Raw genomic sequence first — 16,463 nt, forward strand, 5'->3', positions numbered from 1 at the left:
GTCGAGCAGCATGAGGTGAAGTCTTCCCTGTGGTATCTGCGCTATCAGGTCGAAGGCACCGACACCCACATCATCGTGGCCACCACGCGCCCGGAGACTATGCTGGGTGATACCGGCATTGCCGTGCATCCGGAAGACGAGCGCTACAAGCATCTGGTCGGCAAGTTCGCCATCCTGCCGCTGGTCGGTCGCCGTATTCCCATCGTTGCCGACGAGTATTCCGATCCCGAGAAGGGTTCGGGCGCGGTGAAGATGACGCCGGCGCATGACTTCAACGATTTCGAGGTCGGCAAGCGCCATAACCTCGAGATGATCAACATCTTCGACAAGCATGCCAAGCTGAACGATGCCGTGCCCGAGAAGTATCGCGGCATGGAGCGCTTTGCCGCGCGCAAGCTGATCGTTGCCGATCTCGAAGAGCTGGGCCTGGTCGAGAAGATCGAGCCCAACACCCATATGGTGCCGCATGGCGACCGCTCGCAGGTGGTGATCGAACCCTGGCTGACCGAGCAGTGGTATGTGAATGCCGAAGTGCTCGCGCGTCCCGCCATCGCGGCGGTGGAGCAGGGCGACATCCAGTTCGTGCCCAAGAGCTGGGAAAAGACCTATTTCGAATGGATGCGCAACATCCAGCCCTGGTGCATCTCGCGCCAGCTCTGGTGGGGTCATCAGATCCCGGCCTGGTACGGTCCGGACGACACGGTGTTCGTCGCCTATGACGAGGCCGAAGCGCAGGCCGAAGCGACGAAGCATTATGGCAAGGCCGTCGCGCTGCGTCGCGACGAGGACGTGCTCGATACCTGGTTCTCTTCGGCGCTGTGGCCGTTCTCCACGCTGGGCTGGCCGGAACAGACGCCGGTGCTGCAGTCGCATTACCCCACCGATGTGCTGGTTACCGGTTTCGACATCATCTTCTTCTGGGTTGCCCGGATGATCATGATGGGGCTGCATTTCACCAAGAAGGCGCCGTTCCACACGGTCTACATCCATGCCCTGGTCCGCGACGAGAAGGGCCAGAAGATGTCCAAGACCAAGGGCAACGTGATGGACCCGCTGGATGTGATCGGCAAATACGGTGCCGATGCCTTGCGCTTCGCGCTCACCATCTTCGCCGCGCAGGGTCGCGACGTTAAAATGTCTGAGCAGCGCGTCGAGGGCTATCGCAACTTCGCCACCAAGCTGTGGAATGCCGCGCGCTTTGCCGAGATGAACGGCTGTGCGCTGCCAGCCGAGTTCAAGCCGGAAAGCGTACAGGGCACCGTCAACAAATGGGCCATCGGCGAGCTGGGCAAGGCGGCGCGCGATGTCGAAGCCGCACTCGCTGCCTACAAGTTCAACGAAGCGGCCGGTGCGCTGTATCACTTTACCTGGGGCAGTTTCTGCGACTGGTATCTGGAGCTGATCAAGCCTGCCCTGACCGGCGAGGATGCGGCGCTGAAGGCCGAGACGCAGGCGACCTGCGCCTATGTGCTGCGGCAGCTGATCCACCTGCTGCATCCCTTCATGCCGTTTGTCACCGAAGAGCTGTGGGACAAGCTGTATGGCGCCCCCGGCGGCTACCTGATGCTGCGCGACTGGCCCAGGGACGGCGCGCGGGCCGAGGACAAGGCAGCGGCAGCCGAGATCGACTGGCTGATCCGCCTGATCGATGGCGTGCGTGCGGCCCGTGCGGCGCTGAATGTGCCGGCCGGCGCCAAGATCGCCATGATCGCCAATGGCGGCAATGCCGAGACCGCCGCACGGCTGGCCCGCCATGCCGATCCGATCAAGCGGCTCGCCCGCATCGAGACGATGACGGAAAACCAGACCGCACCGCAGGGCTCGGCCCGCATCGTCATCGACGAGGCCACCTTCGTGCTGCCGCTGGCCGAGGTGATCGATATCGCCAAGGAAAAGCAGCGCCTGGGCAAGGAACGCGACAAGGCGCTGGCCGAGATCGCCAAGATCGATGCCAAGCTGGCCGACACCACCTTCATGGCGCGCGCGCCGCAGGCGGTGGTGGACGAGCAGCATGAGCGTCGCACCGCGCAGTCCTCGCTGGCCGAGAAGCTGGCCGACGCGCTGCAGCAGTTGGGCTGACCAGGATGTCCCCGGCCGACCAGGAACTGCTCGATGCCGCCATGGCGCTGATCCGGCAGCGCTATGCCGTCGGCCGGCACCATATCGCCGCCGCCCTGCGCACGCAGTCGGGCAAGATCGTCACCGGCCTGCATCTCGATACCTATGTCGGCCGTGCCTCGGTCTGTGCCGAGGCGGTCGCAGTGGGGCAGGCGATGGCGCAGATCGGCGCTGCGGACCCGATCACCGATATCGTCTCCGTGCGTCATCCGCGCCCGACCGAGCAGAACCAGACGATCCAGGTGGTGGCGCCCTGCGGCATCTGTCGCGAAATGCTGCGCGACTTCGCACCCGATGCGCGTGTGCTGCTGGCCGACGAGGCCGGCGGGCTGAAAGCCTATGCGCCGTCTGAACTGCTGCCGCTCAAGTATCACCGGCAGCCGTAAGGCTGCTGACGCAGCCGGGCAGCCTTAACCCCCGTATTGTCGGGGTGCATTCTCACGCTTGACCCTGCATGGGGTCGCTGCTCTGCTGCTGTCAGCAGGAGGCACCCATGAGCAACGCGCAGGTCAACGATATTCTCAGCATCGTCCAGGTCTATCTGGACGGACTCTACGAAGGCGACACGGCGAAGCTGCGCCAGTCCTTCCATCCGGCCTCCAGCCTGTTTGCCGTGGCAGCCGATGGCAAGCTGGTCAACATGCCGCGCGAGGACTGGTGCAAGGCAGTCGAGAGCCGGCCGTCGCCCAAGGCCAATGGCCAGGGCCGCGAGCATGAGCGCATCCTGTCGGTCGATATCACCGGACCGAACACCGCGCTGGTCAAGCTGAACTGCGCGATCCTGCCGCGCTTCTTCACCGACTATCTGAGCCTGATCAAGCTCGACGGCCGCTGGCAGGTGATCAGCAAGACCTTCGTGGCCGAGACGCTGGCCTCGTAATGCGCGCAGTCACCATCCTTGCGGTTCTGCTGATGCTATCGGCCTGCACGGACCCGGCGTCGATGTTCGCCGGCGGTGTGCGCGGCTGGTGCAAATCGTCCCCCAGCTGCACGGTGCAGGACTAGGCGCCCGACTTCTGCCATAATCCTGCGACATGTTGTTGCCGGGTTGGACAGGGGGGCACATGAGTCTCCGTTACTGGGCCTTGAGCTTGAGCAGCGTCATTGCGGTTGCCGCTGGCATTGTTTTGGCTGCCGAAGAATGCCGCGCCATGGACCGCGTGTCCGACCGCATCGTAGACCGTAAGACCGGCAATATGACCATTCCGCCGGTGGTTCGACAGCATCGCACCACCCTGCCGGCCGAGCATGCCAGCGTACGCTTCGCGCCCGGCGACAGCACGCTGACGCCTGACGCAGTATCCAGTCTTGACGTGCAGGCCGAAACCCTGCGGCGCCTGCCGAATGCCCCGGTCTGGATTTATGGCTATGCTGATCCGGAGGAAGAATCCCTGCCGCTAGAGGCCAGTAAACTGGCGCGGCGCCGTGCCGAGGCGGTACGCGACTACCTGCTGGCGCAGGGCGCATTGCTGAAAGAGCACAAGATTATCGTGGTGGTGGCGGAGCGGCCGAACAACCCGCGCCTGCTTTCGACGGTGGAGCGGCCAGCGCGTTATGCCACCACGTTCCTTCTGCCCTGGAGCGAGTGATTACTCTGCAGCGACGGTTGCTGCCTTCCGGGTCGAACTCTGCCGGATCGCGACTGCCGTCAGCGTGGTAAGTGCCAGCATCGCGGCGACGAACCACAGCACATAGTCGGCGCGGCCATGATCCAGCAACAGGCCCAGCACCAGCGGCGCCGTGGCCGAGCCGGCATCCAGCCCCGAATAGACGAAGCCGAAGACGCGGCCCGAGGCGCCCTTGGGCGCCGCGCCGCGCACGATCAGGTCGCGCGATGGCGTGGTGAAGCCCTGCAGGAAGCCGGCGCCAGCAATCGCCGCCACCAGGGCTGCGGCCGGCAGGTTCAGGTTGGCCACCACCAGGATCAGGCCGGCGGCGCCCAGCAGGCCAGTGATGACGATGGCTTCCAGTTTCACGCCCTTGTCGGCCACCCAGCCGCCCACCATCACGCCGGCCGAGGCGCCGAGCAGGAAGCCGGTCAGCGCCGTGGTCGCCAGCGTCAGCGGTGTCCCGTAGAGCGCGGCCAATGTCGCCGGCAGGAAGTTCTGCGTGCCGATCAGCGCGAAGGACAACAGCAGGAAATAGCCGAAGCACATCATCACCGGCAGGGTGAGCAGCGGGCCAAGGGCTTCGGCTTTTTCGCCGGCCTTTGCCGCGGCGCGACGGGCGGCACCGGCATCTTCCTTCAGCAGGTCGCGGTTCATCAGCAGGGCGGCGAGCACGGCATAGCCCACCAGGGCCGCGATGATCGGCGCGGCACGCCAGCCGAACAGGGCGGCACCGCCGGCCATCAGCACCGGTGCCAGGCCCCAGCCCAGATTGCCGCCCAGCGTATGGCTGCCATAGGCGCGGCCGAGCCGCTTCTGGTCGACGGATGCATTGAGGATCGAGAAATCGGCGGGATGGAACACGCTGTTGCCGATACCGGCGAGCACGGCGACCGGCAGCAGCAGCCAGTAGCTCGGCGCCAGGCCATAGAGCAGGATCGCGGTGCAGAAGATGGCGAGGCCACCGATCAGCACGTTGCGCGCGCCGATACGGTCGACCAGGAAGCCGGCCGGCGTCTGCAGCACGCCCGAGGTGACATAGAACAGCGTCATCACCAGGCCGAGTTCGGTATAGCTGACGCTGAAATCCTCGCGCAGGAACGGGAACAGCGGCGGCAGCACCAGCTGGAAGAAATGGCTGCAGCCATGCGCGACGCTGATCAGCGCCATCACCTTGATGTCGCGATTCGGAATGGAGGACGGGTTGCCGGCGGGGAGGGCGAAATCGGTCATCTGGGCCTGCGGAACGGGAGCGGATGCGTTTCCTCCGGCTGTGTCGCCGGTTCAAAGCAGGGTAGCAGAGAATGGCCGATGGGCCAGCAAAAACGCCTGCTACGGAATATCTGCCGCATAAAAAAGCGCGGGGTTTATGGCCCCGCGCCCGGTCTTTGCGGTCCGTGTTTACGGACTGCGCCTCATTTCTTCATCTTCACGGCGGTGTCGAGATACTTGTTGGTATAGACGGTGCCGACATCGAAGGACTGCTCCATGCCGAAATAGGTCTTCACCATGTCGTAGTCGCTCTGCATGCGCTTGGCATCGAAGGCGCCGAGCGCGACGCCGGTGGTGGCCGGATCCGTCATCAGTTCCTTGATGCGGTTCCACTGGTCACGCTGGTTGGCTTCGTCCAGCCCGCTGACGCTGCCCATCAGCGCCTTCAGGCAGGGACTGACATCGGCGACGCAGGCGGCGAAGGCCTTCTGCGAGACGCTGACGAACTTGGCCACCTTGTCCGGATTCTTGCTGATATAGCTGCCGTTCACGATGATCGAATTGCCATACAGGTTCAGGCCCATGTCGCGCCAGGCGAGGAAGCCGAGATCGGGGCCGAACTCGCGCACCTTCAGGTCATGCTCGTTGTAGAAATCGCTGGTGATGTCGATCGCCTTGGCTTTCAGCGAGGCGACCTTGGCCTGCGGCGTGATGTTGACGAAGGTGACGCTGTCGGTGGCGATGCCGACCTGCTTGGCAAAGGCCGGCCACATCACGCGCGAGGCATCGCCCGGCGGGTTGCCCAGCTTCTTGCCGGGGAAGTCTTTCGCTCCGGTGATCCCGGAGCTCTTGAGCCAGTAGAAGCCCTGCGGCGAATTGGCATAGACGGTCATCACCGCCACCAGGTCGGCGCCCTTGCTCTTGGCGACCAGCGCGGTCGCCATGTCGGCGATGGCGAATTCGGTGTTGGCGGCGCCCACGCGCTGGGCCGAGACGCCCGAACCCTTGCCGCTCTCGATATTCACATCCAGCCCGGCCTGGTCGTACCAGCCCTGCGCCTTGGCGTAGTAGTAGGGGGAATGGTCGGCGGTCGGCACCCAGTTCAGCAGCAGGTTGACCTTGTCCTTGGCCTGGGCGAATGCGCCCCCGGCCGGCAGCAGGGCGGCTGCAACCGCAATGGCAAGAATTCCGCGGACTGTCATGATGGTTCCCCTCCGTTGTGAGTCGCCGCCGGGCGGCGGGTCTGGACGAAACTCTAGCCAGACGGCCGCGAACCGGTCAATAATTAATCAACTAGTTGGATGATAAGGTACGCGTATGGCAAACCCCGCATCAGACCGCATTTCGGCCCGGGAAGCCCGGGAAGAGGGCAGTGAGCGCCGCCGCGACCCGGTGGCGACCAAGGCGGCGCTGCTGCGGGCGGCGGTGGCCGAGTTCGCCGCCAAGGGCCTGGCCGGCGCCCGGATCGACGAGATCGCCCAGCGCGCCGGGGTCAACAAGCAGCTCGTCTACCATTACTTCGGCAGCAAGGATGAGATTTACGCCGCTGCCCTGGAGACCGTTTATGCCGAGATCCGCGAGCGCGAAAAGGCGCTGCATCTGGGCGACCTGCCGCCGCTGGCGGCGATGGAGCGGCTGATCGGCTTTTCCTTCGACTATCTCGCTGAGCACCCGGAATTCCTCGCCCTGCTGAATGACGAAAACCGCCAGGAAGCCCGCCATATCCGCGGCTCGGAGCGATTGGAGCAGATGCATTCGCCGCTGGTCAGCCTGATGCAGGAGACCATCGAACGCGGCGCCGCAGCCGGTGTGTTCCGCCGCGACCTCGATCCGGTGCAGCTCTACATTTCGATTGCCGGCCTGTCGTATTTCTTCTTCTCGAATAACCGCACGCTGTCGGCGATTTTCGGCCGCGCGCTCGATACGCCCAAGGTCGTGGCCGAGCGGCGCCGGCATATCATTGCCTTTGCCATGGGCGCCTTGCGGCCGTAGCGCAATCAATCAACTGTTTGGTTGATTAAGATTCAACCGCCTGCTAGGCTTGCACCGAGTCACAGGGGAGACGACATGGCCGCCACGGAACCGGAGACGCCGCAGGACAAGCCGAAAGCCCGGCCGTACTGGCGCTGGCTGGCCATCCTCGCGATCCATGTCGCCGCCATCATCCTGTGGGAAATCCTGGTCCGCGCGACCAAGCTGCCGGCCTTCATCCTGCCGGCGCCGAGCGCCATCTTCGCCACCCTGTCGAAAACCAATTACGCCTGGCTCAGCAACACCTGGGTGACGGCGCAGGAAATCTACGGCGGCTATCTGCTGTCGGTGGTGGCCGGCGTGGTGCTGGCACTGCTGTTCACCTGGTCGCGGCTGCTGACGCTGGCGGTCTTCCCGCTGTTCATCACGCTCAACATGATCCCCAAGGTGGCGCTTGGGCCCCTGATCATCGTGTGGTTCTCCTATGGCATCGGCACCAACATCCTGATCACGCTGTCGCTCTGTTTCTTCCCGATCCTGCTCACCACCGTGCGCGGCTTGAAGGAAGTGGAGCCCGACCTGCTCGACCTGGTGAAATCGCTGAAGGGCTCGCGCTGGCAGACCTTCATCTACATCCAGCTGCCCGGTTCGCTGCCTTACATCTTCGCCGGCATGAAGGTGGCCGCGATCCTGGCCGTCGCCGGCGCCGTGGTCGGCGAATTCATCTCGTCCGACAAGGGCCTGGGCTACCTGATGATCCAGGTGCAGGCCTCGCTCGATACCCCGGCCATGTTCATGGCCGTCATCGTCATCACCCTGCTCGGCATCGCGCTGTACCTGCTGGTGCTGCTGCTCGAGCATCTGCTTATCCGCAAGGATGCGAGGATCGCGTCATGACCAAGCTCGATGTGAAGAAAGACCTCTGGCTCGATGACAGCGCGCTGCCGGCCGGCTTCGCCGACGAGGCGGCGCTGGAAGAGTTCATGACGCGCCCGAGCCGCTCGCTCGCTGCCGATCTGGACGCGCTGGACGGCGACATCATGATCCTCGGCGTCGGCGGCAAGATGGGCCCGACCATGGCGCGGCTGGCCAAGCGCGCAGCGCCGGGCAAGCGCATCATCGGCGTCGCCCGCTTCAGCGAAAAGGGCCTGCAGGAAGGCCTGGAAAGCCATGGCGTCGAGACCATCGCTGCCGACCTGATGGACCGCGCCGCGGTCGCCAACCTGCCGCGCGTGAAGAATGTGATCTTCATGGCCGGCCGCAAATTCGGCGCCAGCGGCAACCAGGCGCTGACCTGGGCGATGAATGCCCATGTGCCGGCGCTGGTGGCGGAAAGCTTTGCAGCCGCGCGCATCGTCGCCTTCTCGACCGGCTGCGTTTATCCCTTCGTCGCCACCGACAGCCAGGGCGCCACCGAGCAGCTGGAACCCAATCCGCCTGGCGAATATGCGATGTCCTGTATCGGCCGCGAGCGCATGTTCGAGCATTTCTCGCAGGTTCACAAAACCCCGGGCCGGCTGTTCCGCCTGAACTATGCCATCGACCTGCGCTACGGCGTGCTGCATGACGTGGCGCAGCTGGTGCTGCGCGGCGAACCGGTCGATGTCACCATGGGCCATGTCAACGTGATCTGGCAGGGTGACGCCAATGCGCAGGCGCTGCGCTGCCTGAAGGCCGCCACCGTGCCGACCTCGCCGCTGAATGTGACGGGGCCGGAAACCATCGCCGTGCGCTGGCTGGCCGAGAGCTTCGCCCAGCGCTTTGGCAAAACGGCGCAGATCACCGGCCAGGAAGCCCCGACCGCCTGGCTCAACAATGCCGCCGAGGCGGCGCGCTTGTTCGGCTATCCGCGCATCCCGCTCGCCAGCATGCTGGACTGGGTGGCCGACTGGGTGGCGCGCAGCGGCCGCAGCCTGGGCAAGCCGACCCATTTCGAGGTGCGTGATGGCACCTATTAAGACGCTCGATATCGATCGTCTTGATACCGCCGACCTGCCGGCGGCGCTGGCGCTGTCGGCCGAGGCCGGCTGGAACCAGACCGTGGAGGACTGGCGGATTTTCCTCGACCAGGGCCGCGTCTTCGCCTGTCGCGCTGGCGATGGCCAGCCGGTCGCCACCGCCGCGATCCTGCCCTATGGCGATTTCGCCTGGATCAGCATGGTGCTGGTGACGGCGGCGCAGCGGCAGCGCGGCATGGGCAGCCTGCTGCTGCGGCACTGCATCAGCGAATTGCAGCGCGATGGCCGCATCCCGTATCTCGATGCCACGCCGGCCGGTGAAAAGGTCTATCTGCCGCTCGGCTTCCAGCCGGTCTTCGGCATCACCCGCTGGCAGGGCCAGGGCGCAGGCCTGGAGGGCGCAGGGCAGGGCAGCAGCGCGATGCCGGTAGATGCCGATGCTTGCCAGGCGCTGGACGAGGCCGCCTTCGGCGCCCGCCGCGCGCCCCTGCTGCACAGTTTTATCAAACGGCTGCCGACGCTGGCCCGGCAGCAGGACGAGGCGTTTGTTGTCGCCCGCAATGGCCGGCTGGCCACCCAGATCGGTCCGCTGGTCGCCGGCAGCGAGGCACAGGCGCTCGATCTGCTGAAAGCGGCCCTCGACCATGTGGCGGGTCCGGTCTTCCTCGATGTGCCGGATCGCTGGGCGGGTTTGGGCGGCGAGCTGCAGCGGCGCGGTTTCACCATCCAGCGCGGTTTCCGCCGCATGGCTTTCAACAGCAGCAACGCCAACGGCGATCCGGCCCGCAGCTTTGTCATCGCCGGTCCGGAATTCGGGTAGAGGGTATCAGCATGGGTCTGCATCATTCCAAACTGCCGGCAGAGGTTCTGGCCAGCCTGCGCAAGGGCACGGTGATCCCGGCGCACCCGCTGGCGCTGGATGCCAATCGCAAGTTCGACCGCAAGCGCCAGCGCGCGCTCAGCCGCTATTATGTCGATGCTGGTGTCGGCGGCCTGGCGGTCGGCGTGCACACCACGCAATTTGCCATCCGCGATGTCGGGCTGTATGAGCCGGTGCTGTCAGCCGCGATGGAAGACGCCAAAGCCTGGACCGACCGTCCGCTGGTGATGGTCGGCGGCCTGGCCGGCAAGACCACGCAGGCGGTGAAAGAGGCGCAGACCGCAGTCGGGCTCGGCTATCATGCCGGCCTGCTCAGCCTCGCCGCCATGAAAGACGCCGGCGTCGATGCCATCATCGCCCATTGCGAGGCGGTGGCGGCCGAGATCCCGCTGGTCGGTTTCTACCTGCAGCCCGCCGTGGGCGGCGTGGTGCTGGATGCCGAATTCTGGCGCCGCTTTGCCAGCATCGACAATGTCATCGCCATCAAGGTGGCGCCGTTCCATCGTTATCGCACGCTGGACGTGATGCGCGGTGTGGCGGCGGCGCGGGCGGAAAACCGCATCTCGCTCTACACTGGCAACGACGACCATATCGTGCTCGACCTCACCATTCCCTTCACAGTGAAGCGCGGCGACGAAACCGTGAACCTGCGGTTCGTCGGCGGCCTGCTCGGCCACTGGTCGGTCTGGACGCAGCAGGCGGTGACGCTGCTGGCGAAGGCGCATGCCGCCGTGGCGGCCGGCGCGGTGTCGCCGGAACTGCTCGGCCTCGATGCCCGCGTCACCGACTGCAATGCCGCCTTCTTCGACGTCGCCAACGATTTCCACGGCTGCATCGCCGGCTGCCATGAAATCCTGCGCCGTCAGGGCCTGCTGGAGGGTATCTGGTGTCTCGATCCGCATGAAGGCCTCAGTCCGGGGCAGGCCGCGCTGCTGGATCGCGTGAGCAAAGAGCATGCCGATCTGTCCGACGATGCCTTCGTCAAGGCCAATCTGGACCGGTGGCTGTCATGATGCCGCTCCAGGTTGCCACAGCGCCGGGCGCGCCGCTGATCCACCTGCAGAATGTGCGCAAGACCTATCGCGGGCGCGGCCAGGATTTCATCGCCGTGTCCGATGTCACTTTCGATGTTGAGGAGGGCGATCTGGTCTCGCTGGTCGGGCCTTCGGGTTGCGGCAAGACCACGGTGCTGAAGATTCTCGCCGACCTGCATCAGGCTGATGCGGGCGGCACGGTCGAGATCGGCGGCGACAGTGTCTTCACGCCCGGCCGCGATGTCGGCATGGTGTTCCAGCAGGCGCTGCTGCTGAAATGGCGCACCATCCTCGACAATGTGCTGCTGCCCGCCGATATCCTCGGCCTGCCGCGCAAGGCGGCGAAAGAGCGTGCGCGCGGCCTGCTCGCCATGGTCGGCCTCGCCGGCTTTGAGACCAAATATCCTTACGAACTCTCCGGCGGCATGCAGCAGCGCGCCGCCATCGCCCGCGCCCTGGTGCATGACCCCAAGCTGATCCTGATGGACGAGCCGTTTGGCGCGCTGGATGCGCTGACGCGCGAGAAGATGAACCTGGAAATGCTGCGCATCTGGCAGGAAAGCCGCAAGACCATCATCTTCGTTACCCACAGCATCCAGGAAGCGGTCTTCCTCGGCTCGCGTTGTGCGGTGCTGACGGCCGGCCCGGCCCGCATGGCCGATTTCTTCACCATCGACCTGCCATTCCCGCGCAAGCTCGATATCAAGACCACCGAACAGTTCGGCGCCTATACCAAGCGGATCTACCGCCTGCTCGGGATGGAGTGATTAGTCGGTTATCAATAGCTTCCAGTCGTAATCAATTAAATTTTGAGTCTGCATGTAAGAGAGCGCTATTACTTTACCGACTGGCGTTAAAAAAAGTGAAGACGCCCCTGACTTATTATATGTATTTATGAACTCGAGCTCAGCAGTTGTTAAATCAAAGCTTGCCCAAAATTCCTCGCCATCTTTATCTGACATTCTTCCGAATTTATCGTTGAATTTCTTAGGCAGAACATTCTCATATCTCTTATTAACTTGGTCTTGGAGCTTTCCAAAGGTTACTTCATGGGATGCGCATCCCATACTAATTAGGATGCCCATCCCATCTCCGCTTAAGGTCAAATCGGAAAAGTTTTTTATAGTATTTTTAACACCACTTTTTACGGCCTCGAAATCAGTCCACCCCCAGGTTATGTGGCGAGTGACATAAACAAAGGCTAAAAGAGAGAAGTGAGGTTTTATTAATTTTGCGGAAATTTCAATCGCCTGCGTTATCGCGATATCTCTAACTCCACCAGAGCATTTAGCTTTTTCAATTATAAGTGATGCCAATAGGGTAGATTTTTCTGGGACGTCTTTTCTCGAAGCTTGGATAACGGCATGTGTCAGAGCGTATTGCATATCAGCTGTGCTGAAGATCGCCATTTCTTCAGGCGTTAGTTTGTCCGCTGCTTTTTTACTTAGCTCGTTTAAAAACTTTTGAGCATTTTCTTTGGCTTCAGCTTTTGCCGCTTCAAGCATCTGGGGGAGATTTTTTTCAAAGACTAACTCTGCGATGACTCGAACATCAGCCGCGCTAAGACTATTTAAAAGGATGTTCCCAGCGGCTTGAACATTGACAGACTTATCGCCGCCTTCTTGTTCTTGTTTCATGGCTTTTTTTCATTTCTTAATAGTTGTATCGCCACCAGATTGAATGTTGATGGAGTTGGCGCCGCCATTTTGTTTTTGTACTGCAGTCTTTTTTCTGAATAAGGAAAATAGCCCAGTAATGATTGCTACTCCAATACCTCCAAAAATCCACTCAAAATTCTTCACAGCCCAATCTAATAAAGTATCCATTTGCTTCTCCTTTATTGTCCGCCGACCCAGTCGAGATAGCTCTGCAGGATGTAGCTGGCGGCCAGCTTGTCGACCAGTTCGGCGCGGCGCGCCCGGCTGAGGTCGGCCTCATCCGTCATCATCCGCTGCACCGCCATGGTGCTCATGCGCTCGTCCCACAGTGCGATCGGCAGCGGCATCAGCTGGCTCATGTTGCGGGCGAAGGCCCGCGTCGCCTGGCAGCGCGGCCCCTCGGTGCCGTCCATGTTGATCGGCAGGCCGAGCACCAGGGCGGCGACGGTTTCCTTGGCGACGATGCGCTGTAATTCCGCGGCATCCGCACTAAATTTCCTGCGGGTGAGGGTCTGGTAGGGCGATGCGATGCGGTGGCCGGTGTCCGACAGCGCGAGTCCAATGGTCTTGGTGCCCAGATCGAGACCGAGAAAGCGTTGGCCGGGCGGCAGCCGGATCGGGCCTTCTGCCGGCTTGAACAAGGACTTAGCCGGTGGTGAGGCAGGGTTGCCGGAGCCGGTCACGAATGATACTTTCCGCCGCTATTTCAAGGGATTCTCCCCGAGTTTACCACCACGGAACGGACAGCGCATGTCATTGGATACAGCGGCAGTGGCGAAAATCGCCAAGCTCGCCCGGCTGAAGACGGAGCCGGACCGGCTGGAGGCCATGGCCTCCGAGCTGAACAGGATTCTTTCCTTTGTCGAGGAATTGCAGGCGGTCAACACCGACAACGTGCAGCCGATGACCTCGGTGATGCCGATGAAGCTGCGCCAGCGCGAGGATGCGGTCACCGATGGCGGCAAGCCGGAAGCCGTGCTGAAGAACGCGCCACAGCGCCAGGGCGATTTCTACACGGTGCCGAAGGTGGTCGAGTAATGACCGTCAATCCCGATGCCCTCACCATTGCCAGCGCCCTTGATGGCCTGGCGAAGAAAGACTTCACCGCGGTCGAGCTGACCCAGGCCAGCATCAAGGCGATGCAGGCGGCCAAGCCGCTGAATGCCATGATCACCGAGACGCCCGAAAAGGCGCTGGAGATGGCCAAAGCCGCCGATGCGCGCCGTGCGAAAGGCGAGGCCGGTCTGCTGGACGGCATCCCGCTGGCGATCAAGGATCTGTTCGCCACCCAGGGTGTGCTGACCACGGCGGCCAGCCATATCCTCGATGGCTTCCACCCGGAATATGAAAGCACCGCCACGGCCAACCTGTGGAAGGCCGGCGCGGTGATGCTGGGCAAGCTGAACCTCGACGAATTTGCCATGGGCTCGTCAAATGAGACCAGCTATTACGGCCCGGTGGTCAATCCCTGGCGCGCCAAGGATGGCACCAAGCTGGTGCCCGGCGGCTCCTCGGGCGGTTCGGCGGCGGCTGTGGCTGCCGGCTTCGCGCTCGGCGCCACCGGCACCGATACCGGCGGCTCGATCCGCCAGCCCGCTTCGCTCTGCGGCATCACCGGCATCAAGCCGACCTATGGCCGCGTGTCGCGCTGGGGCATCGTCGCCTTTGCCTCCTCGCTCGACCAGGCCGGCCCGATGACCCGCACGGTGCGCGACAGCGCATTGATGCTGCAGGCCATGGCCGGTTTCGACCCCAAGGACAGCACCTCGGTGGATCGCCCGGTGCCCGATTACGCCGCCAACCTGGAAGGCGGCGTGAAGGGCATGCGCATCGGCATTCCGCGCGAATACCGCATGGATGGCATGAACCCCGAGATCACCGCGCTGTGGGAACAGGGCAAGCAGTGGCTCAAGGATGCCGGCGCCGAGATCGTCGATATCAACCTGCCGCATACCCATTATGCGCTGGCGACCTATTACATCGTCGCCCCGGCCGAGGCCTCGTCGAATCTCGCGCGCTATGACGGCGTGCGCTTCGGCCTGCGCGTGCCGGGCAAGGATCTGACCGAGATGTACGAGAACACGCGCGGCGCCGGTTTCGGCCGCGAGGTGCAGCGTCGCATCATGATCGGCACCTATGTGCTGTCGGCCGGCTATTACGATGCCTATTACACCAAGGCGCAGAAGGTGCGCACGCTGATCAAGAAGGACTTCGAACAGGCCTTCCAGCGCGTCGACGCCATCCTGACGCCGACGGCGCCGAATGCGGCTTTCCCGATCGGCATGAAGAACGACGATCCGGTCACCATGTATCTGAACGACGTGTTCACCGTGCCGACCAGCCTGGCCGGTCTGCCCGGCATGTCGGTGCCGGCGGGTTTGTCCAGCGACGGACTGCCGCTGGGCCTGCAGCTGATCGGCAAGCCGTTTGAGGAGGCGCAGTTGCTGCGTCTGGGTCGTAGCCTCGAAAAGGCCGCCAGTTACACGGCGAAGCCTTTCCATTGGTGGGAGGCTTAAGTCATGGCCGAGAAAGATTATATCCAGGGTGCCACGGGTGCGTGGGAGATCGTGATCGGCATGGAAGTGCATGCCCAGGTCTCCTCCAAGTCCAAGCTGTTCTCCGGTGCCGACGCCACGTTTGGCGCCGAACCGAACCATCAGGTCAGCCTGGTGGATGCGGCGATGCCCGGCATGCTGCCGGTGATCAATGCCTATTGCGTCGAGCAGGCGGTGCGCACCGGCCTTGGCCTGAAGGCGCAGATCAACCTGCATTCGGTGTTCGACCGCAAGAACTACTTCTACGCCGACCTGCCGCAGGGCTACCAGATCAGCCAGTATCTGCAGCCCATCGTCGGCAAGGGCGTGCTGCTGCTCGACATGCCCGATGGCTCCACCCGCGAGATCGGCATCACGCGGCTGCATCTGGAACAGGATGCCGGCAAGAGCCTGCATGACCAGAGCCCGCGCGAGAGCTTCATCGATCTCAACCGCTCCGGCGTCGCGCTGATGGAAATCGTCTCCGAGCCAGACATGCGGAATTCGGAAGAGGCCGGGCTGTATCTCAAGAAGCTGCGCACCATCGTGCGCTATCTCGGCACCTGCGACGGCAATATGGACGAAGGCTCGATGCGCGCCGACGTCAACGTCTCCGTGCGCAAGCCGGGCGGCCCGCTGGGCACGCGCTGCGAGATCAAGAACGTCAATTCCGTCCGCTTCGTGCAGCAGGCCATCGAGTATGAGGCCCGCCGCCAGATCGAGATACTGGAAGACGGCGGCAAGATCGACCAGGAAACCCGCCTGTTCGACACCGGCAAGGGCGTGACGCGCAGCATGCGTTCGAAGGAAGAAGCGCATGACTACCGCTACTTCCCCGATCCCGACCTGATGCCGCTGGAATTCGAACAGAACTGGGTCGATGGCATCAAGGCGACGCTGCCCGAACTGCCCGACGAGAAGAAGGCGCGCTTCATCGAGAAGCTGGGCCTCAGTCCCTACGATGCCTCCGTGCTGGTGGCCGAGAAGGAGTCGGCCGACTTCTACGAGAAGGTGGCCAAGGGCCGCGACGGCAAGTTGGCGGCCAACTGGGTGATCACCGAGTATTTCGGCCTGCTCAACAAGTCGGGCCAGTCGATGGAGGATTTCGTCATCACTGCCGAGAAGCTCGGCGGGCTCATTGATCTCATCTCCGACAACACGATCTCCAACCGCCTGGCCAAGGATGTCTTCGCGCTGATGGTGGAAACCGGCAAGGATGCCGCCACCATCGTGGAAGAGAAGGGCATGCGCCAGGTCACCGATACCGGCGCCATCGAAAAGGTGATCGACGAGGTGATGGCGGCCAACCCGGACAAGGTGGCCGAGTATCGCTCCGGCAAGGACAAGCTGTTCGGCTTCTTCGTCGGCCAGACCATGAAGGCGTCGGGCGGCAAGGCCAATCCGGCTGCGGTGAATGAAATGCTGAAGAAGAAGCTGGCGGGCTGACAAACTACGCCGCCACGCTTGAGTGAAACGAGGCCGGGGCTGCAG

18 protein-coding genes are annotated in these 16,463 nt (G+C 63.1%); 13 read left to right on the top strand and 5 right to left on the bottom strand.

Annotated elements, in window-relative coordinates; all coding sequences use genetic code 11:
* The 4 genes from AAG799_RS08540 to AAG799_RS08555 all read left to right on the top strand — a co-directional run.
* Window positions 1–2,079 (top strand): valine--tRNA ligase (locus AAG799_RS08540; RefSeq protein WP_341895399.1); only part of this gene is annotated, 2,079 nt, incomplete at its 5' end.
* Between the two features lie 5 nt (window positions 2,080–2,084).
* A complete protein-coding gene (locus AAG799_RS08545; protein WP_341895400.1) occupies window positions 2,085–2,504 on the top strand; it encodes a cytidine deaminase in 420 nt (139 codons plus the stop codon).
* A gap of 107 nt (window positions 2,505–2,611) precedes the next feature.
* A complete protein-coding gene (locus AAG799_RS08550; protein ID WP_341895401.1) occupies window positions 2,612–2,998 on the top strand; it encodes a nuclear transport factor 2 family protein in 387 nt (128 codons plus the stop codon).
* A gap of 184 nt (window positions 2,999–3,182) precedes the next feature.
* Entirely contained in the window at window positions 3,183–3,707 is a 525-nt protein-coding gene (locus AAG799_RS08555) for an OmpA family protein (RefSeq protein ID WP_341895402.1), read from the top strand.
* Here the strand turns inward: AAG799_RS08555 and AAG799_RS08560 are convergent, their stop codons facing one another.
* Together AAG799_RS08560 and AAG799_RS08565 are read right to left on the bottom strand one after the other, a co-directional pair.
* A complete protein-coding gene (locus AAG799_RS08560) occupies window positions 3,708–4,958 on the bottom strand; it encodes an MFS transporter (protein ID WP_341895403.1) in 1,251 nt (416 codons plus the stop codon).
* Window positions 4,959–5,140: 182 nt separating this feature from the next.
* The gene (locus tag AAG799_RS08565; RefSeq protein ID WP_341895404.1) at window positions 5,141–6,139 is read right to left on the bottom strand and encodes an ABC transporter substrate-binding protein; all 999 of its coding nucleotides are present in this window, start codon (window positions 6,137–6,139) and stop codon (window positions 5,141–5,143) included.
* 115 nt (window positions 6,140–6,254) lie between these two features.
* Here AAG799_RS08565 and AAG799_RS08570 point away from each other — a divergent pair, with 115 nt between their 5' ends.
* From AAG799_RS08570 to AAG799_RS08595, 6 genes are all read left to right on the top strand, one after another.
* Window positions 6,255–6,929, top strand: a complete 675-nt coding sequence (locus AAG799_RS08570; protein WP_341895405.1) for a TetR/AcrR family transcriptional regulator — start codon at window positions 6,255–6,257, stop codon at window positions 6,927–6,929.
* A 75-nt stretch (window positions 6,930–7,004) separates the two neighbouring features.
* Entirely contained in the window at window positions 7,005–7,805 is an 801-nt protein-coding gene (locus AAG799_RS08575) for an ABC transporter permease (protein ID WP_341895406.1), read from the top strand.
* Complete coding sequence (locus tag AAG799_RS08580; RefSeq protein WP_341895407.1) at window positions 7,802–8,866, top strand: NAD-dependent epimerase/dehydratase family protein; 1,065 nt, start codon at window positions 7,802–7,804, stop codon at window positions 8,864–8,866. The genes AAG799_RS08575 and AAG799_RS08580 overlap by 4 nt, the downstream gene beginning before the upstream one ends.
* Window positions 8,853–9,686: a GNAT family N-acetyltransferase gene (locus AAG799_RS08585; RefSeq protein ID WP_341895408.1), complete on the top strand. Its 834-nt coding sequence runs from the start codon at window positions 8,853–8,855 to the stop codon at window positions 9,684–9,686. The genes AAG799_RS08580 and AAG799_RS08585 overlap by 14 nt, the downstream gene beginning before the upstream one ends.
* Window positions 9,687–9,697: 11 nt before the next feature.
* Entirely contained in the window at window positions 9,698–10,759 is a 1,062-nt protein-coding gene (locus AAG799_RS08590; protein ID WP_341895409.1) for a dihydrodipicolinate synthase family protein, read from the top strand.
* A complete protein-coding gene (locus AAG799_RS08595) occupies window positions 10,756–11,547 on the top strand; it encodes an ABC transporter ATP-binding protein (RefSeq protein WP_341895410.1) in 792 nt (263 codons plus the stop codon). The genes AAG799_RS08590 and AAG799_RS08595 overlap by 4 nt, the downstream gene beginning before the upstream one ends.
* Here AAG799_RS08595 and AAG799_RS08600 read toward each other — a convergent pair whose 3' ends face one another.
* Genes AAG799_RS08600 through ruvX form a run of 3 tightly spaced genes read right to left on the bottom strand, consistent with a single transcriptional unit; the run spans window position 11,548 to window position 13,079 of the window.
* A complete protein-coding gene (locus tag AAG799_RS08600; RefSeq protein WP_341895411.1) occupies window positions 11,548–12,417 on the bottom strand; it encodes an LPO_1073/Vpar_1526 family protein in 870 nt (289 codons plus the stop codon).
* Between the two features lie 9 nt (window positions 12,418–12,426).
* Entirely contained in the window at window positions 12,427–12,606 is a 180-nt protein-coding gene (locus AAG799_RS08605) for a hypothetical protein (protein WP_341895412.1), read from the bottom strand.
* Between the two features lie 11 nt (window positions 12,607–12,617).
* Window positions 12,618–13,079, bottom strand: a complete 462-nt coding sequence (ruvX, locus tag AAG799_RS08610; RefSeq protein ID WP_341895413.1) for a Holliday junction resolvase RuvX — start codon at window positions 13,077–13,079, stop codon at window positions 12,618–12,620.
* Window positions 13,080–13,188: 109 nt separating this feature from the next.
* Between ruvX and gatC the strand changes: the two genes are divergently transcribed.
* The 3 genes from gatC to gatB are packed head-to-tail and all read left to right on the top strand — an operon-like array spanning window position 13,189 to window position 16,418.
* On the top strand, window positions 13,189–13,476 hold the full coding sequence (gene gatC, locus AAG799_RS08615; protein ID WP_341895414.1) for an Asp-tRNA(Asn)/Glu-tRNA(Gln) amidotransferase subunit GatC: 288 nt from the start codon (window positions 13,189–13,191) through the stop codon (window positions 13,474–13,476).
* Window positions 13,476–14,954, top strand: coding sequence for an Asp-tRNA(Asn)/Glu-tRNA(Gln) amidotransferase subunit GatA (gene gatA, locus AAG799_RS08620; RefSeq protein WP_341895415.1), 1,479 nt, complete (start codon window positions 13,476–13,478; stop codon window positions 14,952–14,954). Before gatC ends, gatA begins: the two co-directional genes overlap by 1 nt.
* Before the next feature lie 3 nt (window positions 14,955–14,957).
* On the top strand, window positions 14,958–16,418 hold the full coding sequence (gene gatB, locus AAG799_RS08625; protein WP_341895416.1) for an Asp-tRNA(Asn)/Glu-tRNA(Gln) amidotransferase subunit GatB: 1,461 nt from the start codon (window positions 14,958–14,960) through the stop codon (window positions 16,416–16,418).
* Window positions 16,419–16,463: the final 45 nt, after the last annotated feature.

Origin of the sequence: Ferrovibrio terrae (genome assembly GCF_943371255.1) — a bacterium.
GTDB lineage: Bacteria > Pseudomonadota > Alphaproteobacteria > Ferrovibrionales > Ferrovibrionaceae > Ferrovibrio > Ferrovibrio terrae_B.